Origin of the sequence: Streptomyces sp. NPDC101237 (assembly GCF_044767465.1) — a bacterium.
GTDB classification, from domain to species: domain Bacteria; phylum Actinomycetota; class Actinomycetes; order Streptomycetales; family Streptomycetaceae; genus Streptomyces; species Streptomyces gramineus.
This window is the reverse complement of record NZ_JBIWNY010000023.1, coordinates 18,502-38,935: the sequence shown is the minus strand read 5'-3', so window position 1 is coordinate 38,935 and position 20,434 is coordinate 18,502. Positions and strand designations below refer to the sequence as shown.

15 protein-coding genes and 1 riboswitch are annotated in these 20,434 nt (G+C 73.2%); of the genes, 9 read left to right on the top strand and 6 right to left on the bottom strand.

The genetic code is table 11. From position 1 onward, the window contains the following. The 4 genes from ACIRQ9_RS29845 to ACIRQ9_RS29830 all read right to left on the bottom strand — a co-directional run bounded on the left by ACIRQ9_RS29845 (window position 1) and on the right by ACIRQ9_RS29830 (window position 4,723). Complete coding sequence (locus ACIRQ9_RS29845; protein WP_404180149.1) at window positions 1-681, bottom strand: response regulator; 681 nt, start codon at window positions 679-681, stop codon at window positions 1-3. Further along, the gene (locus ACIRQ9_RS29840) at window positions 678-2,327 is read right to left on the bottom strand and encodes an ATP-binding protein (protein ID WP_404180146.1); all 1,650 of its coding nucleotides are present in this window, start codon (window positions 2,325-2,327) and stop codon (window positions 678-680) included. Before ACIRQ9_RS29840 ends, ACIRQ9_RS29845 begins: the two co-directional genes overlap by 4 nt. Before the next feature lie 117 nt (window positions 2,328-2,444). Beyond that, a complete protein-coding gene (locus ACIRQ9_RS29835; protein ID WP_404180143.1) occupies window positions 2,445-3,389 on the bottom strand; it encodes a sucrase ferredoxin in 945 nt (314 codons plus the stop codon). Window positions 3,390-3,466: 77 nt separating this feature from the next. Next, a complete protein-coding gene (locus tag ACIRQ9_RS29830) occupies window positions 3,467-4,723 on the bottom strand; it encodes a citrate/2-methylcitrate synthase (protein WP_404180140.1) in 1,257 nt (418 codons plus the stop codon). Window positions 4,724-4,832: 109 nt separating this feature from the next. Between ACIRQ9_RS29830 and ACIRQ9_RS29825 the strand changes: the two genes are divergently transcribed. After that, window positions 4,833-5,996 (top strand): citrate synthase, encoded by a 1,164-nt coding sequence (locus tag ACIRQ9_RS29825; protein WP_404180137.1) that lies wholly within the window; start codon window positions 4,833-4,835, stop codon window positions 5,994-5,996. A 173-nt stretch (window positions 5,997-6,169) separates the two neighbouring features. Next, window positions 6,170-7,249 (top strand): CobW family GTP-binding protein, encoded by a 1,080-nt coding sequence (locus tag ACIRQ9_RS29820; protein WP_404180134.1) that lies wholly within the window; start codon window positions 6,170-6,172, stop codon window positions 7,247-7,249. Here the strand turns inward: ACIRQ9_RS29820 and ACIRQ9_RS29815 are convergent. Beyond that, on the bottom strand, window positions 7,246-9,702 hold the full coding sequence (locus ACIRQ9_RS29815; protein ID WP_404180401.1) for a DNA topoisomerase (ATP-hydrolyzing) subunit A: 2,457 nt from the start codon (window positions 9,700-9,702) through the stop codon (window positions 7,246-7,248). The genes ACIRQ9_RS29820 and ACIRQ9_RS29815 overlap by 4 nt on opposite strands. A 280-nt stretch (window positions 9,703-9,982) precedes the next feature. On the opposite strand from ACIRQ9_RS29815, the gene ACIRQ9_RS29810 reads away from it, so the two are divergent. The 4 genes from ACIRQ9_RS29810 (at window position 9,983) to ACIRQ9_RS29795 (ending at window position 14,766) form a co-directional block, all read left to right on the top strand. Continuing rightward, complete coding sequence (locus tag ACIRQ9_RS29810; RefSeq protein ID WP_404180131.1) at window positions 9,983-11,377, top strand: M16 family metallopeptidase; 1,395 nt, start codon at window positions 9,983-9,985, stop codon at window positions 11,375-11,377. Further along, on the top strand, window positions 11,374-12,762 hold the full coding sequence (locus ACIRQ9_RS29805) for a M16 family metallopeptidase (protein WP_404180128.1): 1,389 nt from the start codon (window positions 11,374-11,376) through the stop codon (window positions 12,760-12,762). Before ACIRQ9_RS29810 ends, ACIRQ9_RS29805 begins: the two co-directional genes overlap by 4 nt. Window positions 12,763-12,951: 189 nt before the next feature. Further along, window positions 12,952-13,115: riboswitch (cyclic di-AMP (ydaO/yuaA leader) on the top strand. A 12-nt stretch (window positions 13,116-13,127) separates the two neighbouring features. Further along, window positions 13,128-13,883 carry a M23 family metallopeptidase gene (locus tag ACIRQ9_RS29800; RefSeq protein WP_404180125.1) on the top strand — a complete coding sequence of 252 codons (756 nt, stop codon included), beginning with the start codon at window positions 13,128-13,130 and terminating at the stop codon, window positions 13,881-13,883. A gap of 187 nt (window positions 13,884-14,070) precedes the next feature. Next, entirely contained in the window at window positions 14,071-14,766 is a 696-nt protein-coding gene (locus ACIRQ9_RS29795) for a GntR family transcriptional regulator (RefSeq protein ID WP_404180122.1), read from the top strand. Between the two features lie 424 nt (window positions 14,767-15,190). Here ACIRQ9_RS29795 and ACIRQ9_RS29790 read toward each other — a convergent pair whose 3' ends face one another. Further along, window positions 15,191-15,472, bottom strand: coding sequence for an HPr family phosphocarrier protein (locus tag ACIRQ9_RS29790; protein ID WP_404180119.1), 282 nt, complete (start codon window positions 15,470-15,472; stop codon window positions 15,191-15,193). 176 nt (window positions 15,473-15,648) lie between these two features. Between ACIRQ9_RS29790 and ACIRQ9_RS29785 the strand changes: the two genes are divergently transcribed. From ACIRQ9_RS29785 to ACIRQ9_RS29775, 3 genes are all read left to right on the top strand, one after another. Continuing rightward, window positions 15,649-18,555 (top strand): GNAT family N-acetyltransferase, encoded by a 2,907-nt coding sequence (locus ACIRQ9_RS29785; protein WP_404180116.1) that lies wholly within the window; start codon window positions 15,649-15,651, stop codon window positions 18,553-18,555. Window positions 18,556-18,631: 76 nt separating this feature from the next. Then, window positions 18,632-19,228 (top strand): DUF5998 family protein, encoded by a 597-nt coding sequence (locus ACIRQ9_RS29780; protein ID WP_404180113.1) that lies wholly within the window; start codon window positions 18,632-18,634, stop codon window positions 19,226-19,228. Further along, the gene (locus ACIRQ9_RS29775; RefSeq protein ID WP_404180110.1) at window positions 19,228-20,421 is read left to right on the top strand and encodes an alkaline phosphatase family protein; all 1,194 of its coding nucleotides are present in this window, start codon (window positions 19,228-19,230) and stop codon (window positions 20,419-20,421) included. The genes ACIRQ9_RS29780 and ACIRQ9_RS29775 overlap by 1 nt, the downstream gene beginning before the upstream one ends. The last annotated feature ends 13 nt before the right edge of the window (window positions 20,422-20,434 follow it).

The window sequence follows — 20,434 nt, the reverse complement described above, 5'->3', positions numbered from 1 at the left end:
TCAGCCGCGGGTCGCCCACACGTAACGGTGTTCCGGGCGGCCCGCGTCGCCGTACTTGAGGGTCAGCCGCGCCCGTCCCGTGCGCTCCAGGAGCTTCAGGTAGCGCTGGGCGGTCTGCCGGCTCACCCCGGTCCGTTCGGCGAGCTCCTGGGCCGACAGCGGCCCGGACGCGTTCATCAGAGACTGGCGCACCAGCTCGGCGGTGGTGGGGGAGTGCCCCTTGGGCAGGTCCGGCTCCGACGTCGTGGACAGCGCCCCGAAGATCCGGTCCACCTCGGCCTGTTCGGCCTCGCCGCCGCCGTCCAGGGTGCGCCGCAGGTCGGCGTACGCCTCCAGCCTGGCGCGCAGCCCGGCGAAGGTGAACGGCTTGACGAGATAATGCAACGCGCCGTGCCGCATCGCCGCCTGCACGGTCGACACGTCACGCGCGGCCGTCACCATGATCACATCGGTCTGGTGGCCGCGTCTGCGCATCTCCCGGACCACCGACAGTCCCGTGTCGTCGGGCAGGTAGTGGTCCATGAGGACCAGGTCGAGCCGGGGCGGCTCCGTCAGCCGCCGCAGCGCCTCGGCCGCGTCGTGAGCCCGGCCGGCCACCCGGAAACCGGGCAGCTTCTCCACGTAGGCGGCGTTCACGCGGGCGACCCGGGTGTCGTCGTCCACGATCAGGACCTCGATCATCGCGTCTCCTCGCGGGCCGGGACGAGCACGGGTTCCGGCCCGGTCAGGGCCTCGGGGAGCGCGACCGTGAACTGCGCGCCCCCGCCGTCCGCGTCGCCCACGACCGCGCTGCCGCCCTGCCGTTCGGCGAGCCTGCGCACCAGGGAGAGACCGATGCCGCGCTTGCCGTGCGCGGGCGGCTTCTTCGTGGACCACCCCTCGGTGAAGACCAGTTCCCGCTGCTCCGCGGGTATCCCGGGCCCGGTGTCGCGCACCGTGAGGACGACCGCGCGGCCCTCGGCACGCAACTCGACCTCCACGCGCGCGTGCGGAGTGGCGGCGACCGCGTCCAGCGCGTTGTCCACGAGATTGCCCACGACCGTGACCAGCCCCCTCGGGTCGACCAGCCGGTCCGGGAGCCGGGTGCGGTCCGACACCCACAGGGCGACCCCGCGCTCCGCCGCGACGGTGGCCTTGCCGACCAGCAGCGCGGCCAGCAGCGGGTCCTTGATCTTCTCGGTGACCTGCTCGGCGGTGACCCGGTGGTCGCCCACCACCTCTCCGGCGAACTCCACGGCGTCCTCGAACATCTCCAGCTCCAGCAGCCCGAGCAGGGTGTGCATCCGGTTGGCGTGTTCGTGGTCCTGGGCGCGCAGGGCGTCGATCAGCCCGCGCGTGGAGTCCAGTTCGCGGCCGAGCTGTTCCAGTTCGGTGCGGTCGCGCAGGGTGGCGACGGCGCCGCCGTCGTCGGTGGGCATGCGGTTGGCGACCAGGACCCGGTGGCCGCGCACGGTGAGCAGATCGGTGCCGGTCACCCGGCCGGCCAGGACGTCGGTCGTGCGGCCCTCGCCGAGCGCCTCGTCGGGGGACCGGCCGACGGCCTCGTCGCCGATGCCGAGCAGGCGTCTCGCCTCGTCGTTCAGCAGCCGGACGCGGCCGTCGCGGTCGAGCGCCACCACGCCCTCCCGGATGCCGTGCAGCATCGCCTCGCGCTCCGCGAGCAGGGCCGAGATGTCGGAGAAGGCCAGGTCGCGGGTCTGTCGGTGGACCCGTCGGGAGATCAGCCAGGCGGCCAGCGCGCCGGCGGCGAGCGCCCCGCCGGCGTAGGCGAACAGCCCGGGGATGGTGCTGAGCAGGCGCGCCCGGACGCTGTCGTACGCGATGCCCACCGAGACCGCCCCGACGATCCGGTGGTCCGCGTCGTACAGCGGCACCTTGCCGCGCGCGGAGCGGCCCAGGGTGCCGCTGTCGATCTGCATGACGTCCTGGCCGGCCAGCGCCTCCTTCGCGGACGTCGAGACATGCCGGCCTATCAGCGACGGCGTGGTGTGCGACCAGCGGAATCCCCGCAGGTCCATCACCACGACGTACTCGGCCCGGGTGGCCTTCCGGATCCGTTCCGCCTCCTGTTGCACCGGGCCTGTCGTGCTCGGCGGCGTGGTGAGGACGCCCTCGGCTATCTTCGGGTCCTGTGCCGTGGTCTGCGCGATCGCCAGGGCCCGGCGCATCGCCTCCTGGTCGAGCTGCTTGCTCAGCGGCGCCAGGAAGAGCCCGGTCGCCAGCACCGCGACACCGGCGGCGATCACCACCTGCGTCAGCAGGACCTGCGAGAACGCCCGTCGGGGCAGGCCGATGCGCAGGCGGCGTGCGGGGGGAGTGGGGCTCATGCCCCGACGGTACGTGGGGGTGCGGGCCCGGCCACAGGGGGTGTGGCGTGGATCTCTTGACTGTTCCTTGGGGAAGTCGGCCGCCGGGGCCGCGCCGGTTCCGTCGCCCCGGTCGGGTCAGCTCGCCGGCGCCGTCGCCGTCCCGGCCTGCCGCAGCGAGACCACGTCCATCCGGGCCGGCGACCCGAGCACCGACACCCCGCAGCTCTCCGCGCGGGGCGGCAGCGAGGTGCCCTGGGCCACGCCGACCCGCCAGCGGCGGCCGTCGGTGTGGACGACGGTGACGTCCCAGCGCGGCGCCGCGCCCTCGGTCCTCACGACGCTCAGCGCGCCCGCCGTGTACTCGCCCGCCGCCTCGCGCACGGCCAGCTCGGCCGCCTGCGCGGGCCGTTCCCAGGCGGAGCAGCCACGGCAGGCCTCCAGCACCACACGGCCCTCCTGGACGCCGTGCAGGACCTCCTTGACGGCATGCGCCTCGGCACGGCCGTACGCGTAGCCGTACGGCAGCACGAGCACGGTCGGCGAGAAGCGATGACCACCCAGATGGGTGACCTCCCAGGTGCCCGTCACGCCGGACGCGGCCAGTTCGGCGGCGAGCGGGCGGCCCAGCAGGGCGCAGCAGCGGTCGCGCTTGCCGTTGGTGCAGACGAGCGCGAGCGGGCTGCCCGTGTGCGGCCGGCCGCCGAGTGCCGTGCCGAACGAACGGTGGTCGCCCGCGCCGAGCGCGGCGAAGTCGAGGCCGAGCAGCCGGGCCGGGTCGCGGACGGCGGCCGCGTGCAGCCAGATGTTCCCGGGCACCGTGTGGGCCGCGTAGACCCGGCGCACGGCGGGGGTGCGCGGATCGGCGTGGCGGCCGGGGCGGCGGATGAGCGCGATCCGAACGCCGGTCCCCTGGGCGGCGGCCTCCAGGGCGCGGCCGAGCACGGGGTCCAGATGACTCGACGTGAGCGCCTTGGCGCCCCACGGGCCGGGCTGTTCCAGCAGCAGCCACGTCGTCGCGGTGGCGGCGGTACCGGAAACGGGCTCGTCGAGCAGCCGGGAGACGGTGGTGCACCTACTCACAGAGGTGAGCCTAACCTGACTTCGCCCCAGATGGCTTCCGGCCCCGTCCGGCACGCCCGCGCGGCGGCCCGGCCGGGCTACTCCGGCAGCGGCCGCGGCGGCTTCGGACCGACGTAGTGACCGCTGGGGCGCATCCGCAGCGGACGTTCCCCGTACTCCTCCAGGGCGTGGGCGATCCACCCCGCCGTCCTGGCGACGGCGAAGATCGTCTCGCCCGCGGTGGCGGGCATGCCGCACGAGGCCGTGAACACGGCCAGCGCCAGGTCCACGTTGGCGTGCAACGGAGCGTGCCGGGCGGTCACGGCGACCACGTCCCGTGCCGCGAGCAGGGCGGGCTGCGCGCGGGGCACGTCCTCCAGGAGGCGGAACAGGACCCGCGCGCGCGGGTCCTCGCCCTCGTAGAGCCGATGACCGAGGCCGGGGACGCGGCGGCCCGCACGGAGCTCGTCCGCGATCACCGGCACCGCGGTGCCCCGGTCGAGGACGTCCAGCAGCATCCGGTGGGCGAGGCCGCTGGAGGCGCCGTGCAGCGGGCCTTCGAGGACGCCGAGCCCGGCCGAGACGGCCGCGTAGGCGTGGGCGCGTGCGGAGGCGGCGAGCCGGACCGCGAGGGTGGAGGCGGCCAGGTCGTGGTCGACGAGCAGGGCGAGCGCCGTGTCCAGGACGCGCAGCGCCGGGTCGTCGGGGTCGATGCCGGTCAGCCGGTGCCACAGCCGCAGGGCCAGCGAGCCGTCGTCGGGCCGGTTCCGGCGCTGTACGGGCAGCGCCGCGACCATGGTGGGGATCAGTGTCCGCGCGGTGCCGAGGACGGCGTCCTCGGACAGGTCGAAGCGCAGGGGGTCCTCGGCGGCCGAGGCGATCGTGGCGACCCGCAGCCGGTCGGTGGGCGACGTGTGCTCGGGCAGCGCGTCGACCGCACGCCGGGCCACGGCGACGGCGGCCCGCGGAGCGGTGAGGGTGGCGCCCGGCGTCATCCGGCCCGTCCACAGCCACTCGGCCACCTCCTCGTAGGAGTGCCGCACGGCCAGTTCGGTGGCGTCGACACCGCGGAAGAAGTAGCGGTCCCTCTCGATCAGCGTGATCCGGGTGCGCACGGACAGGTCTCCGCCGGCGCCAGAAGTCCCGGCCGCCTCTCGCCTGTTGCGCCGGGCGAGCGCCTCCACCTCGGCGGCGTCGAAAGTGCTGGCGCGGCCGCCGGGCGCCCGCGCGCTGCTGAGCTGGCCGCGGCTCACGTAGGCGTACACGGTCTCGGGCTTCACTCCGAGCAGCTCGGCGGTCTCCTTGGTGCTCAGCCGCCGGGCGGGGCTGCCGGGAGCGGGTTGTTGATCGCGCATGGCGCCACCGTAGCCGTGTTCCTTGTGTATTGATTGAATCAATATTGACAGAGATCTAGTCAAGCATGGACAGTCGGATCAAGTTCAGGGAGAGCAGTGGAGGCATGTCATGGCCGTCAACAGGAGCGCGTCGACCCTCGTGGAGGTGCCGCGCGGACTCGCCGGTGTCGTCGTCACGGACACCGAGGTCGGGGACGTCCGAGGGGCCGAGGGCTTCTACCACTACCGGCAGTACTCGGCCGTCGAACTCGCCCGCACCCGCGGTTTCGAGGACGTCTGGCACCTCCTGGTCCACGGCGGACTGCCGGACGCGGCACGCTCCGCCGCCTTCGCCGCCGAGACCGCCGCCCTGCGGCAGCTGCCCGACGAGGTCCGCACCGCACTGCCCGCGGTGGCCGCGGCGAGCGGCGGCTCCGGGCCGCTCGCCGGGATGCGCACCGCGCTCTCGCTGCTCGGCGCGGCGCGCGGGTTCCGGCCGGTGTACGACATCGATCCGGACCGGCGGCGGGCCGACACGGTCGCCGCCTGCGCGGCCGTACCGACGCTCCTGACCGCCCTGTACCGGCTCGGGCGGGGACTCGACCCGGTGGAGCCGCGCGCGGACCTGTCCTACGCGGCCAACTACCTGTACATGCTCGCGGGTTCCGAGCCCGACCCCCGACACGCCCGTGCGGTCGAGCAATACTTGATCTCAACCATTGACCACGGATTCAACGCGTCAACCTTCACCGCCCGGGTCATCGCCTCCACCGGCGCGGACGTCGCCGCCTGCCTCGTGGGAGCGGTCGGCGCGCTGTCGGGGCCGCTGCACGGCGGCGCGCCCAGCCGGGCCCTCGACACCCTCGACGCGATCGGGACACCGGACCGGATCGACCCCTGGATCCGGGCCCAGGTCCTCTCCGGAGACCGCGTCATGGGCTTCGGACACGCCGTCTACCGCACGGAGGACCCGCGGTCACGCATGCTGCGCGAGATCGCTCAGGACTTCGGCGGCCCCCGGGTCGCGTTCGCCGTCGAGGTCGAGCGCCAGGTGGAGCGCATCCTCGCCGAACTGAAGCCCGGCCGCGAACTCCACGCCAACGTCGAGTTCTACGCGGGCGTGGTCATGGAACTCTGCGGTCTGCCCCGGGAGATGTTCACCCCGACGTTCGCTGCCGCCCGCGTGGTCGGCTGGAGCGCCAACGTCCTGGAACAGGCGGCGGACTCGAAGATCATCCGGCCGGTGGCCCGGTACGTCGGCCCGGAGCCGAGGACGGCGGCCGCCCCCCGATAGGCACGCGGCGGACGGCACGGACCGCCGGCGTGGGACCGGGCCGCCCGGACGCGACGGGCCGCCCGGACACGACGGGCGGCGCGGACGCGGCGCCGCGGGCGAGGGCCGCGCCGCCGGCGGGCGTTTCCTATCCTGGACCGGCCGGACCGCCGTACGCACGAAAGAGGCCCCCGTTGGAGCACCGCCGCAGCCCCCAGCAGATCCCGGTCGTCGTGCTCGCCGGATTCCTGGGCTCCGGGAAGACCACGCTCCTCAACCACCTGCTGCACCGCAGCGGAGGCAGCCGCATCGGGGCGATCGTCAACGACTTCGGGGCCATCGAGATCGACGCGATGGCCGTGGCCGGCGCCCTCGGCGACTCGACCGTCTCGCTCGGCAACGGCTGCCTGTGCTGCGCGGTCGACGCGAGCGAACTGGACGCCTACCTGGACCGCCTCGCCGGCCCGGCCACCGGCGTCGACGTGATCGTCATCGAGGCGAGCGGCCTCGCCGAGCCCGAGGAACTCGTCCGGATGCTGCTCGCCAGCGAACACCCCGGCATCGTCTACGGCGGCCTCGTCGAGGTCGTCGACGCCGCGGAGTTCGACGCCACGCGCGCGAAGCACCCCGAGATCGACCGGCACCTCGCCCTCGCCGACCTGGTCGCCGTGAACAAGCTGGACCGGGCCGAGCAGGACGGCGAGCGGGTCCTCGGGCTCGTGCGGTCGCTCAGCGACCACGGGGCAGCCGTCGTCCCGGCCACCTACGGCCGCATCGACCCCGAGTTCCTCTTCGACTGCCGGCCCGGCGAGGAGCGCGTCGGCCAGCTGTCCTTCGACGACCTGCACGCGCACCACGACGGCGAGGACCACCCGGGACACCTGCACACCCGCTACGACAGCCTGTCCTTCGTCTCCGGCCGGCCCCTCGACCCGCGCCGGCTCATGGCCTTCCTCGACAGCCGGCCCGAGGGGCTCTACCGGATCAAGGGGTACGTCGACCTCGGGCCCCACGACCACGCGAACCGCTACGCCGTGCACGCCGTGGGACGGTTCCTGCGCTTCTACCCGGAGCCCTGGCGGCGCGACGAGGAGCGGCTGACGCAGCTCGTGCTGATCGGCTCCGGTATCGACGGCGCCGCCCTGCGCAAGGAACTCGACGCCTGCACGAGCGACGCCCCGCACGCCGACGAGCACGGCATGTGGGGCGTCCTGCGCTACGTGCAGGGCCTGGAAGAGGGCCCCGAAGAGGCCCCGGAGGCCTACGACTCCTAGACCGGCCCCGCCACCACCGACACCGTCTTCGCCAGTGACACGCCGGAGCCGTCCCGGCGCGGGTCGATCTCCGGCAGCTCGGCCGGGGTGCCGTTCTTCTGGGCCGCCTTCGCCGGAACCGGTCCCGCCCAGGCGAACGCCAGGCAGTCCTCGCCCTTCAGGAAGCGCTGGCAGCGCACCCCGCCGGTGGCGCGGCCCTTGCGCGGGTACTGGTCGAACGGGGTCAGCTTGGCCGTGGTCTGCACCGAGTCGTCGAGCGTGCCGCGCGAGCCGGCCACCGTGAAGACCACCGCGTCGGCCGCCGGGTCCACCGCGGTGAAGGAGATGACCTTGGCACCCTCGGTGAGCTTGATGCCCGCCATGCCGCCCGCCGGACGTCCCTGCGGGCGCACCTGGGAGGCCTGGTAGCGCAGCAACTGCGCGTCGTCCGCGATGAACACCAGGTCCTCCTCGCCGGTGCGCAGCTCGATCGCGCCGACGATCCGGTCGCCCTCCTTGAGGGTGATGACCTCCAACTCGTCCTTGTTGGACGGATAGTCGGGGACCACGCGCTTGACCACGCCCTGCTCGGTGCCGAGGGCGAGCCCCGGCGAGGACTCGTCCAGCGTGGTCAGGCAGACCACCGACTCGCCGTCGGTCAGGGAGAGGAACTCCGACAGGGGCGCGCCGCCCGCGAGGTTCGGGGCGCTCGCCGTCTCCGGGAGCTGCGGCAGGTCGACCACGTTGACGCGGAGCAGACGGCCGGTGGAGGTCACCGCGCCGATCTCGCCGCGGGCGGTCGCCGGGACCGCCGAGACGATCACGTCGTGCTTGGCCCGCTTGCCGTCGGTGTCCTCCGGGAACGGCTCGCCGTTCGCCGTGCGCGCCAGCAGGCCCGTCGAGGAGAGCAGCACCCGGCACGGGTCGTCGGCCACCTGGAGCGGCACCACGGCCGCGGGCGCGCCCGAGGCCTGCAGCAGCACCGTGCGCCGCTCGGTGCCGAACTTCTTCGCCACCGCGGCCAGTTCGGCCGAGACCAGCTTGCGCAGCTCCGCGTCCGACTCCAGGATCCGGGTCAGCTCGGCGATCTCCGCGGTGAGCTTCTCCTTCTCCGCCTCCAGCTCGATGCGGTCGTACTTGGTCAGGCGCCGCAGCGGGGTGTCCAGGATGTACTGCGTCTGGATCTCCGACAGCGAGAAGCGCTCCATCAGGCGCTGCTTGGCCTCCGCGCTGTTGTCGCTGGAGCGGATCAGCCGGATGACCTCGTCGATGTCGACCAGGGCCGTCAGCAGGCCCTCGACCAGGTGGAGACGGTCGCGGCGCTTGGTGCGGCGGAACTCGCTGCGGCGGCGGACCACCTCGAACCGGTGGTCGAGGTAGACCTCCAGCAGTTCCTTCAGACCGAGCGTGAGCGGCTGGCCGTCCACCAGGGCCACGTTGTTGATGCCGAAGGACTCCTCCATCGGCGTCAGCTTGTAGAGCTGCTCCAGGACCGCCTCGGGCACGAAGCCGTTCTTGATCTCGACGACCAGGCGGAGCCCGTGCTCGCGGTCGGTGAGGTCCTTGACGTCGGCGATGCCCTGCAGCTTCTTGGAGTTGACCAGGTCCTTGATCTTGGCGATGACCTTCTCGGGGCCGACCGTGAAGGGCAGTTCGGTGATGACCAGGCCCTTGCGGCGGGCCGTGACCGTCTCCACCGCCACCGTGGCGCGGATCTTGAAGGTGCCGCGGCCCGTCTCGTACGCGTCCCGCACGCCGTCCAGGCCGACGATCCGGCCGCCGGTCGGCAGGTCCGGGCCCGGCACGTGCTTCATCAGCGTGTCCAGGTCCGCGTTCGGGTACCGGATCAGATGGCGCGCGGCCGCGATCACCTCGCCCAGGTTGTGCGGCGGCATGTTCGTCGCCATGCCGACCGCGATGCCCGAGGAGCCGTTGACCAGGAGGTTGGGGAAGGCGGCGGGCAGCGCCACCGGCTCCTGCTCCTGGCCGTCGTAGTTCGGCGTGAAATCGACCGTGTCCTCGTCGATGGACTCGGTCATCAGGCTGGTCGCCTCGGCCATCCGGCACTCGGTGTACCGCATGGCGGCCGGCGGGTCGTCGTTGCCCAGCGAGCCGAAGTTGCCGTGACCGTCGACCAGCGGCACGCGCATCGAGAACGGCTGGGCCATGCGCACCAGCGCGTCGTAGATCGACGCGTCGCCGTGCGGGTGCAGCTTGCCCATCACCTCGCCGACCACGCGCGCGCACTTCACGTAGCCGCGCTCGGGGCGCAGCCCCATCTCGTTCATCTGGTAGACGATCCGCCGGTGCACCGGCTTCAGGCCGTCGCGGGCGTCCGGCAGAGCGCGCGAGTAGATGACCGAGTACGCGTACTCGAGGTAGGAGCCGCGCATCTCGTCCACGACGTCGATGTCGAGGATCCTCTCCTCGTACGAGTCGTCGGGCGGCGGGGTCTTCGTGCTGCGGCGGGCCATCGCTGCCGGCTCCTTGCTCATGCGTGAACGGGATCTGACGCTGACCATTGTGGACCGCGGTACTGACAGGCCGGGCCAGGACCCGGTCACCGCGGCCCGCCCCGGTGCCTCGGAGGCGTTCGGGGGCGAGTCGGACGCAGGCTACGCGATCCGCTGTGGGCGTACGTGGTGCGGGAACTTCGCCGGGTCCCCGCCCGCTTGCATACAGTGGCAGGACCGGCAGGAAAACCGCGGTTCTAGACGGCTTCCGCGAGTGAGTGACGCGAGTGAAGGGACGTACATGCCCATGGGTCACACGACCAAGGCCGAGACAGGCTCCGGAGGCCTGACAGCGACCGAGCACCGCTTGGCCAACGGTCTGCGCGTGGTGCTCTCCGAGGATCACCTGACCCCGGTCGCGGCGGTCTGCCTCTGGTACGACGTCGGTTCCCGGCACGAAGTCAAGGGACGCACCGGTCTGGCTCACCTCTTCGAGCACTTGATGTTCCAGGGCTCCGCCCAGGTGAAGGGCAACGGCCACTTCGAGCTGGTGCAGGGCGCCGGCGGCTCGCTCAACGGCACCACCAGCTTCGAGCGCACCAACTACTTCGAGACCATGCCCGCCCACCAGCTGGAGCTCGCCCTCTGGCTGGAGGCCGACCGCATGGGCTCGCTGCTCGCCGCCCTGGACGACGAGTCGATGGAGAACCAGCGGGACGTCGTCAAGAACGAGCGCCGTCAGCGCTACGACAACGTCCCCTACGGCACCGCCTTCGAGAAGCTCACCGCGCTCGCCTACCCGGAGGGCCATCCCTACCACCACACGCCGATCGGCTCGATGGCGGACCTGGACGCGGCCACCCTGGAGGACGCGCGGGCGTTCTTCCGCACCTACTACGCGCCCAACAACGCGGTGCTCTCGGTGGTCGGCGACATCGACCCCCAGGAGACCCTCGCCTGGATCGAGAAGTACTTCGGCTCCATCGAGGCGCACGACGGCAAGCCCGCCCCGCGCGACGGCTCGCTCCCCGAGGTCATGGGCGAGCAGCTGCGCGAGGTCGTCGTGGAGGAGGTGCCCGCGCGCGCGTTGATGGCCGCCTACCGGCTCCCGGAGGACGGCACGCGCGCGTCCGACGCGGCCGACCTGGCCCTGACCGTCCTCGGCGGCGGCGAGTCCTCCCGCCTGTACAACCGGCTCGTGCGGCGCGACCGCACGGCCGTCGCCGCGGGCTTCGGCCTGCTGCGCCTGGCCGGCGCGCCCTCCCTGGGCTGGCTGGACGTGAAGACCTCGGGTGACGTCGAGGTCCCGGTCATCGAGGCCGCCATCGACGAGGAGCTGGCCCGCTTCGCGCAGGAGGGCCCCACGCCCGAGGAGATGGAGCGCGCCCAGGCCCAGCTGGAGCGCGAGTGGCTGGACCGGCTCGGCACCGTCGCGGGCCGCGCGGACGAACTGTGCCGCTTCGCCGTGCTGTTCGGCGACCCGCAGCTCGCCCTGACCGCCGTCCAGCGCGTTCTCGCGGTGACCGCGGAGGAGGTCCGGGAGGTCGCCGCGGCGCGCCTGCGGCCCGACAACCGCGCGGTGCTCGTCTACGAGCCCATCTCCCCGGAGTCCGTCGAGGACGCCGACGTTCCCGAGGACCCCGAGGCCGAGGCCACGGTCGAAGCCGGCGACAACAACGAGGAGACGGCCAAGTGACCGAGCTCGCCACGATGGACTTCCACCCGCAGCCCCAGCCGGGCGAGGCGCGGCCGTGGGCCTTCCCCGCCCCCGAGCGCTCCACCCTGGACAACGGGCTCACCGTGCTGCGCTGCCACCGCCCCGGCCAGCAGGTCGTCGCCGTGGAGGTGCTTCTGGACGCACCCCTGGACGCCGAGCCGGCCGGTCTGGACGGCGTCGCCACGATCATGGCGCGCGCCTTCTCCGAGGGCACCGACAAGCACTCCGCCGAGGAGTACGCCGCCGAGCTGGAGCGGGCCGGCGCCACCCTGGACGCGCACGCCGACCACCCCGGTGTCCGGCTCAGCCTGGAGGTCCCGGCCTCCCGTCTGGGCAAGGGGCTCGGGCTGCTCTCCGACGCGCTCAGGGCGCCCGCCTTCGCCGACAGCGAGGTCGAGCGGCTGGTCCGCAACCGCCTCGACGAGATCCCGCACGAGCTGGCCAACCCCAGCCGCCGGGCCGCCAAGCAGCTCTACAAGGAGCTGTTCCCGGCGACCGCGCGGATGTCCCGGCCGCGCCAGGGCACCGAGGACACCGTCGAGAAGATCGACGCGGCCGCCGTACGCGGCTTCTACGACCGGTATGTACGGCCCGCCACGGCCACCGCGGTCGTCGTCGGCGACCTGACCGGCATCGACCTGGACGACCTGCTCGGTGAGACCCTGGGCGCCTGGAGCGGCTCCACGGCCCAGCCCCGCCCGGTGCCCGCGGTCAGCGCCGACGACACCGGCCGCGTCGTCATCGTGGACCGGCCCGGCGCCGTCCAGACGCAGTTGCTCATCGGCCGCGTCGGCGCCGACCGGCACGACCGGGTCTGGCCCGCCCAGGTGCTCGGCACCTACTGCCTCGGCGGCACCCTCACCTCCCGCCTGGACCGCGTCCTGCGCGAGGAGAAGGGCTACACCTACGGCGTCCGCGCCTTCGGCCAGGTGCTGCGGTCGGCTCCCGACGGCAGCGGTGCCTCGATGCTCGCCATCAGCGGCTCCGTGGACACCCCGAACACCGGCCCGGCGCTCCAGGACCTGTGGACGGTGCTGCGCACCCTCGCCTCCGGGGGCCTCACGGACGCCGAGCGGGACGTCGCCGTGCAGAACCTGGTCGGCGTGGCGCCGCTCAAGTACGAGACGGCCGCGGCCGTCGCCGGCACCCTGGCCGACCAGGTCGAGCAGCACCTGCCCGACGACTTCCAGGCCACGCTCTACCGGCAACTGGCCGCCACCGGCACCGTGGAGGCCACCGCGGCCGTCGTGAACGCCTTCCCGGTCGACCACCTGGTGACCGTCCTGGTCGGCGACGCGGCGCAGATCAAGGAGCCCGTCGAGGCCCTCGGCATCGGCGAAGTGACGGTCGTCGCCGCCGAGTAGCGGCACGCGCGTCCGGAGCCCTGGTGACCCACCGGTCACCAGGGCTCTGAAATGTCCGGATTGATGCGGAGGTTGCCTGTCTGCCCTGTGGGATACGCGACAAAAACCCTGATCCGTTTGAGGATTGCCAGAACGCCCTCGTACGTTCTTCCGGGCTGTCCGCCGACACTGCGCCGCGCCCGCGGCACCGGACAGTCATCGCCGAGTCCCCGTACGGCGCGAGCCAGGGGAGCCGGGGACCCACGCAGTCCCTGGGGTGAATCGGGCGCCCGCGCGAGCCGCGAGGGGGCCCGTAGGAGACCTTCCTGCTCCGAACCCGTCAGCTAACCCGGTAGGCGAGAGGGAAGGAAAGGACCAGCCTCTACATGGCGTTCATGTGCGCCTCCGGGAAGCACCGTCGTCCCGGCCGGGTGAAGCGCACCACCGCGCAGGCCGCCGGTATCGCGGCCCTCACCACCACGGGTGTCATCGGCACCGTCTCGGCGGCCCCGGCGCTCGCCGCGGAGAACTCCGTCGAGCAGACCGGCCTCACCCCGGTGATCACGATCAGCGACTCGGTCGCCGACCGGATCGACGCCCAGGCGGCCGCGCAGACGGCCGCCGCCGAGCGCAAGGCGGCCGAGGAGGCCGCGCGCGAGAAGGCCGCGGCCAGGGCCGAGAAGGAGCGCGAGGCGAAGGCGCGCGCGGCACGGGAGGCCGAGCGCAAGCGTCTCAACGCCTTCGTCGTGCCGGTCGCCGACTCGTACGTCTCCACCGGCTACAAGACCGGCGGCTCGCTCTGGTCCTCCGGCTCCCACACCGGCATCGACTTCCACGCCGCCTCCGGCACCGAGGTGCACGCGGTCGGCACCGGCACGGTGGTCTCCACCGGCTGGGGCGGCTCGTACGGCAACCAGATCGTCATCAGGATGGCCGACGGCATGTACACCCAGTACGGTCATCTGTCGTCGATCGGCGTCTCGGTGGGCCAGAAGGTCACCCCGGGCGAGCGGATAGGCCTCTCCGGCGCGACCGGCAACGTCACCGGCCCCCACCTCCACTTCGAGGCCCGGACGACCCCGGAGTACGGCTCGGACGTCGACCCGGTCGCCTACCTCCGCAAGCACGGTGTGAACGTCTGACGCGTTCCGACGAGAGTCTCCGAAGCCCCGGCCGCCGAGCCGGGGCTTTCGTCGTTTTCGCGGGCCCGCTGTCCAAAAAATATGCATGGATTCAGGGCCGCCGTCGGAAATTCCCGCTCATTGCAATAGAGTCACGGAACGGACGCCACTCGACGGCGTTTCACGGGGATTAAGGCGGAGGTCGGACATGCGTATTCCGGCGCAGTCGGTATGCACGGCGATCCGGGACGACATCGTCGCGGGCGTCCACGAGCGTGGCAGCCGGCTCACCGAGGAACTCCTCGCCCGTCGCTACGGTGTCTCGCGCGTCCCCGTCCGCGAGGCCCTGCGCACCCTGGAGGCCGAGGGGTTCGTGGTGACGCGCCGGCACGCGGGCGCGTGCGTGGCGGAACCGAGCGAGCAGGAGGCCGCCGACCTGCTGGAGATGCGTCTGCTCCTGGAGCCGCTGGGCGCCTCCCGGGCCGCCCAGCGCCGTACCGAGGCCCACCTCAAGGTTCTGCGCGGCCTGGTCAGGCTGGGTCAGGAGCGGGCCCGCAGGGGCGGCAGCGAGGACCTGCGGTCCCTGGGCGGCTGGTTCCACGAGACGCTCGCCCAGGCCACCGGCAGCCAGGCCCTGACCTCGGCGCTCACCCAGCTGCGGCACAAGATCGCCTGGATGTACGTGGTCGACGCGCCGCCCGACCCCGTCGAGTCCTGGGCCGAGCACGGCGCCATCGTGGACGCGGTGACGCGCGGCGACGGCGAGCGCGCGCGGGCGGTCACCGCGCTGCACACCGAGCGGTCGGCGGTCTCCCACCGGCTCCGTTTCTCCGGCGGCGCTGACCGGGCCGGCGGTGTGAGGACTTCGCAACATCCCGTAAACATGTCGGGCCCGCGGCATTAACACGGGCACCGTATACAAAGAGATGTTATTCGGTGGAGCGGTATTTCCGACGCCCTCTGCCGGGCTCCGCCGTCTTTATTTCGTGCGCGCCCGGAATTTGGTGGGCGCGCCTTTGGTGTGCCCAGTGGGAAATGGCGTGGACCCCCGGCGACAATTACGCGCGCCCGGCGTGAAACCGGATTCCGCGCAGCAAGCCCGTCGGCCGTGCCGACGGAGGGCCCGGCGGGGAAAGGCGCGGCCGCGCCGCCGAAGGATGGCCGGAACGGCGAGGCCCCGCCGGGAAGGTCCAGCGCGAACGGGGAGGCCCCGCCGGGAAGGTCGGGCGCGAACGGGGAGGCCGCGCCGGGAAAGCCCGGCGGGAACGGCGAGGCCGCGCCGCCCCCGCAGGGGTGACGCGGCCTCGGTGGTGCGGGCGCCGTGGCGCTCAGACGGTCTCGGGGAGCTCCTCGAGACCCTCGCCGACCAGCTTGGCCAGGCGGTCCAGGGCCGCGTCCGCGCCCTCGGCGTCGGAGGCGAGGACGATCTCCTCGCCGCCCTGGGCGCCCAGGCCCAGCACGGCCAGCATGGAGGCCGCGTTGACGGGGGCGCCCCCGGCCTTGGCGATCGTCACCGGGACGCCGGTGGCCGTGGCGGCTCGGACGAAGATGGAAGCGGGGCGGGCGTGGAGGCCCTCGGCCCAGCCGACGTTGACGCGGCGCTCAGCCATGTGATGCTGCCCTTCGGTGTTCAGGGTTGTCTAGACCAGTTTCCCATATCGTGAAGCATGCCCGGAGCGGGCCGAAGCCCGCGCGGGTGTGAAGCCGGACCGCGGCCTCGGACCGGCTCCCGTCCTCCACAGACTGCCTCGCGCCACTGTCGGACGCGAGCCGTACGCTGGGGCCCATGCAGACCCCGGCGGACCGACAGGACCGGCACGCGTACCCCTCCCACTGGGAGGCGGACATCGTGCTGCGCGACGGGGGTACCGCACGCGTCAGGCCCATCACCGTCGACGACGCCGACCGACTGGTCAGCTTCTACGAGCAGGTCTCGGACGAGTCGAAGTACTACCGCTTCTTCGCGCCCTACCCCAGGCTCTCCGCCAAGGACGTCCACCGCTTCACGCACCACGACTTCGTGGACAGGGTGGGACTCGCGGCCACCATCGGCGGCGAGTTCATCGCCACCGTACGCTACGACCGCATCGGCCCCGGCGGCGTGCCCGCCTCCGCGCCCGCCGACGAGGCCGAGGTCGCCTTCCTCGTCCAGGACGCCCACCAGGGCCGGGGCGTCGCCTCCGCCCTGCTGGAGCACATCGCCGCCGTCGCGCGCGAGCGCGGCATCCGCCGGTTCGCCGCCGAGGTGCTGCCCGCCAACAACAAGATGATCAAGGTGTTCACGGACGCCGGCTACACCCAGCAGCGCAGCTTCGAGGACGGTGTGGTCCGGCTGGAGTTCGACCTGGAGCCCACGGACCGCTCGGTCGCCGTCCAGCGCGCGCGGGAGCAGCGCGCGGAGGCCCGCTCGGTCCGGCGGCTCCTCACCCCGGGCTCGGTGGCCGTGATCGGGGTCGGCCGGGCGCCCGGCGGCGTCGGCCGCAGCGTCCTCGGCAACCTCCGCGACGCCGGCTTCACCGGTCGCCTGCACGCCGTGAACCAGGCCTTCCCCGACGACCTCAAGGAGGTCGACGGCGTGCCCGCGCACCGCTCCGTGCGCGACATCGACGGACCGGTCGACCTCGCCGTGGTCGCCGTCCCCGCCGAGCAGGTGCCGGGTGTCGTCACCGACTGCGGCGAACACGGCGTCCAGGGCCTGGTGGTGCTGTCCGCCGGTTACGCGGAGAGCGGGCCTGACGGCCGCGAGCGCCAGCGCGAACTCGTCCGGCACGCGCGCACGTACGGCATGCGGATCATCGGCCCGAACGCCTTCGGCGTCATCAACACCGCCGCCGGCGTACGGCTGAACGCCTCGCTCGCCCCCGAGATGCCCCGCCCCGGCCGCATCGGCCTCTTCGCCCAGTCCGGCGCGATCGGGATCGCCCTGCTGTCCCGGCTGCACCGGCGCGGCGGCGGTGTCACCGGGACCACGGGCGTGTCGACCTTCGTGTCGTCCGGCAACCGCGCGGACGTCTCCGGCAACGACGTCCTGCAGTACTGGTACGACGACACGGAGACCGACGTCGTCCTCATGTACCTGGAGTCCATCGGCAACCCGCGCAAGTTCACCCGCCTGTCGCGGCGCACGGCGGCGGCGAAGCCGCTGGTGGTGGTGCAGAGCGCCGGTTCGGCGCCGCAGGGGCACGCGGTGCAGGCCACGCGGCTGCCGCACGCCACCGTGTCCGCGCTGCTGAGGCAGGCCGGGGTGATCCGCGTCGACACCATCACGGAACTGGTCGACGCGGGACTGCTGCTCGCCCGGCAGCCGCTGCCGGCCGGGCCCCGGGTGGCGATCCTCGGGAATTCCGAGTCGCTCGGGGTGCTGACCTACGACCGCTGCCTGGCGGAGGGCCTGCGCCCGGCGCCCCCGCTGGACCTGACGACCACGGCGACCCCCGCGGACTTCCACCGCGCGCTGTCGCAGGCGCTCGCGGACGACACGTGCGACGCGGTGGTGGTCACGGCCATCCCGACGATCGGCGAGGGCGCGGTCGGCGACGGCGAACTGGCCGAGGCGCTGCGGTCGGCGGCCGAGGGGGCGCACGGCAAGCCGGTGCTCGTGGTGCACGTCGAACTCGGCGGGCTGGCGGAGGCGCTGTCGGCCGCGGGCCGCACCGCACCGCAGCCGCACGTCATGGCACCCGGCGCCTTCGGCCCCCAGCGCCTCCGCACCGCACCCCAGGACACGGCCGTCCGCATCCCGCCCGCCGCATCCCCGGAGACGGCCGCCGCCCGGACACCGTCCGTGGCCGTCACGGAGGGACTCCAGCCGCCCGCCGCCCAGCCCGGCTCCCGGCTGATCCCCGCCTACCCGGCCGCCGAGCGGGCCGTCCGGGCGCTCGCCGAGGCCGTGAAGTACGCCCAGTGGCGGCGCGAGTCGGTCGATCCCGGCAGGGTGCCCGAGTACGACGACATCGACGAGAAGGGGACCGCCGAGCTGATCGGCATGCTGCTGGAGCGCGGGGAGGGCCTCACCCCCGGGACCGAGGAGACCTGCGCGCTCCTCGGCGGGTACGGCATCCCCGTGCACCGCGCCGTGCCCTCGCCCACCCCCGAGGCCGCCGTGAGCGCCGCCGCCGACCTCGGCTACCCGGTCGCCCTCAAGGCCACCGCCCCGCACCTGCGTCACCGCGCCGACCTCGGCGGCGTACGGCTCGACCTGGCGGACGAAGGGCAACTGCGGCGGGCGTACGCCGAGTTGACCGAGCTGTTCGGGCCGCCGGAGGAACTGCGCCCGGTCGTGCAGCGGATGGCACCGCGCGGTGTCGACACCGTCGTACGGGCCGTGATCGATCCGGCCGCCGGAGCGGTGCTGTCCTTCGGCCTGGCCGGCGCCGCCTCGCAGCTGCTCGGCGACACGGCCCACCGGCTGGTCCCGGTGACCGACCGGGACGCGACCTCGCTGGTGCGGTCGATCCGCACCGCGCCCCTGCTGTTCGGCTGGCGCGGCTCGGCCCCCGTGGACACGCCCGCCCTGGAGGAACTGCTGCTGCGTGTCTCCCGGCTGGTCGACGACCACCCCGAGGTGGTCGCGGTCACCCTGGAGCCGGTCGTGGTCGCCCGGCACGGCGTCAGCGTCCTCGGTGCCACCGTCCGGCTGGCGCCCCCGCCGGCCCGCGACGACCTGGGGCCGCGGACCATGCCCGCCTACTGACCGCCGCCCCCGCCCCGTGGTGGGTTTGCACCAGGGTGCGCCGACTGGCCCGGACCCCCCTTGCCCACGGATTAGGATGGACGTCATGGCCAAGACCAGTACGACGACCCAGGGGCTGCGCGTCGCGATCGAGCGCAGCGGCTACTACCCGGCCCTCGTGGCCGAGGCGGTGGAGGCCGCCGTGGGCGGCGAGCCGATCCGGTCGTACCTGGTCCACCAGGAGACGACGTTCGACCAGAACGAGGTACGGCGGCACGTGACCGTGCTCGTCCTCACCGGCAACCGCTTCATCGTCAGCCACACCGACGAGCAGGCCGCCGACAGCACCTCCCCGACGCCGTACGCCACCACCTCCACCGAGTCGGTCAAACTCGGCCGGATCTCGTCGGTCGTGGTCAGCCGGGTGGTCGCCAACCCGGAGCAGTACACGCCCGGCACCCTGCCCCGCGAGATCGTGCTGACCATCGGCTGGGGCGCCGTCTCGCGCATCGACCTGGAGCCCGCCGCCTGCGGCGACCCCAACTGCGAGGCCGACCACGGCTACACGGGCAACTCCACGGCGGACGACCTGAGCCTGCGCGTCAGCGAGGCGGGGGACGGGCCGGAGACGGTGCGCCAGGCGCTCGTCTTCGCGCAGGCCATCTCCGAGGCGACCGCGGACGTCGCACACTGATGGCCTACGCCGCCTGGGACCATCCGGAACCGCTCGCCCTCGGCTCCGCCCCGCTGCCCGAGTACGGCAGCGGCTCCCTCGCCGACCTGCTGCCCACCCTGGCCGCAGGGATGGCCGTACCCGGCATGACCGCGGCGATCAAGGAACTGACCCCGGCCGACCGCAACTGCGTCTTCCTGGTCGACGGCCTCGGCTGGGAACAGCTGCGCGCCCACCCGGACGAGGCGCCCTTCCTGGCCTCGCTGCTGGGCAGTTCGCGCGGCGGCACCGGACGCCCGATCACCGCCGGCTACCCGGCGACCACCGCCACCTCGCTCGCCTCCGTCGGCACCGGCCTGCCGCCCGGCGCGCACGGCCTGCCCGGCTACACCGTCCGCAACCCGGCCACGGACCAGCTGATGAACCAGCTGCGCTGGCAGCCGTGGACCGACCCGGCCGCCTGGCAGCCGTACCCCACCGTCTTCCAGCTCGCCGCCGACGCCGGTGTGCACTCCGCCCAGGTCTCCTCACCGACCTTCGAGCGCACCCCGCTCACCAAGGTCGCGCTCAGCGGCGGAACGTTTCACGGACGGCTCACCGGCGAGGAACGCATGGACTTCGCGGCGGAGCAACTGGCCGCGGGCGACCGCTCCCTGGTGTACACCTACTACGCCGAACTGGACGGCGCCGGGCACCGCTACGGCGTCGACTCCGACACCTGGCGCGGCCAGCTGATGCACGTCGATCGGCTGGTGCAGCGGCTCGCCGAGCAGCTCCCGCCGCGCAGCGCGCTCTACGTCACCGCCGACCACGGCATGCTCGACGTGCCGTTCGACGAACAGCACCGCATCGACTTCGACGAGGATTGGGAACTGCGCGCCGGCGTCGCCCTGCTCGGCGGCGAGGGCCGGGCACGGCACGTGTACGCCGTCCCGGGTGCCGCGGGCGACGTGCTGACCTGCTGGCGCGAGGTGCTCGGCGAGCAGTTCTGGGTGGCCTCCCGGGACGAGGCGATCGCGGCCGGCTGGTTCGGCCCGCCGGACGGGTTCGACGAGCGGGTGTACGGACGGATCGGCGACGTCGTCGCGGCCGCCCACGACGACGTCCTGATCATCGCCTCCGAGCGGGAGCCCAAGGAGTCGGCGATGGTCGGCAACCACGGCTCCATGACCCCCGTCGAACAGCTCGTCCCGCTGCTCGAAGTACGCTCCTAGCGGTCCCTGACCC

Bases quoted from the DNA above. Each gene is read 5' to 3' on its own strand.
- ACIRQ9_RS29840 (WP_404180146.1), bottom strand. From the start codon at position 2,327: ATGAGCCCCACTCCCCCCGCACGCCGCCTGCGCATCGGCCTGCCCCGA.
- ACIRQ9_RS29775 (WP_404180110.1), top strand. From the start codon at position 19,228: ATGGCCTACGCCGCCTGGGACCATCCGGAACCGCTCGCCCTCGGCTCC.
- ACIRQ9_RS29795 (WP_404180122.1), top strand. From the start codon at position 14,071: ATGCGTATTCCGGCGCAGTCGGTATGCACGGCGATCCGGGACGACATC.
- ACIRQ9_RS29785 (WP_404180116.1), top strand. From the start codon at position 15,649: ATGCAGACCCCGGCGGACCGACAGGACCGGCACGCGTACCCCTCCCAC.
- ACIRQ9_RS29830 (WP_404180140.1), bottom strand. From the start codon at position 4,723: ATGCGCGATCAACAACCCGCTCCCGGCAGCCCCGCCCGGCGGCTGAGC.
- ACIRQ9_RS29825 (WP_404180137.1), top strand. From the start codon at position 4,833: ATGGCCGTCAACAGGAGCGCGTCGACCCTCGTGGAGGTGCCGCGCGGA.
- ACIRQ9_RS29845 (WP_404180149.1), bottom strand. From the start codon at position 681: ATGATCGAGGTCCTGATCGTGGACGACGACACCCGGGTCGCCCGCGTG.
- ACIRQ9_RS29800 (WP_404180125.1), top strand. From the start codon at position 13,128: ATGGCGTTCATGTGCGCCTCCGGGAAGCACCGTCGTCCCGGCCGGGTG.
- ACIRQ9_RS29790 (WP_404180119.1), bottom strand. From the start codon at position 15,472: ATGGCTGAGCGCCGCGTCAACGTCGGCTGGGCCGAGGGCCTCCACGCC.
- ACIRQ9_RS29810 (WP_404180131.1), top strand. From the start codon at position 9,983: ATGCCCATGGGTCACACGACCAAGGCCGAGACAGGCTCCGGAGGCCTG.
- ACIRQ9_RS29815 (WP_404180401.1), bottom strand. From the start codon at position 9,702: ATGGCCCGCCGCAGCACGAAGACCCCGCCGCCCGACGACTCGTACGAG.
- ACIRQ9_RS29780 (WP_404180113.1), top strand. From the start codon at position 18,632: ATGGACGTCATGGCCAAGACCAGTACGACGACCCAGGGGCTGCGCGTC.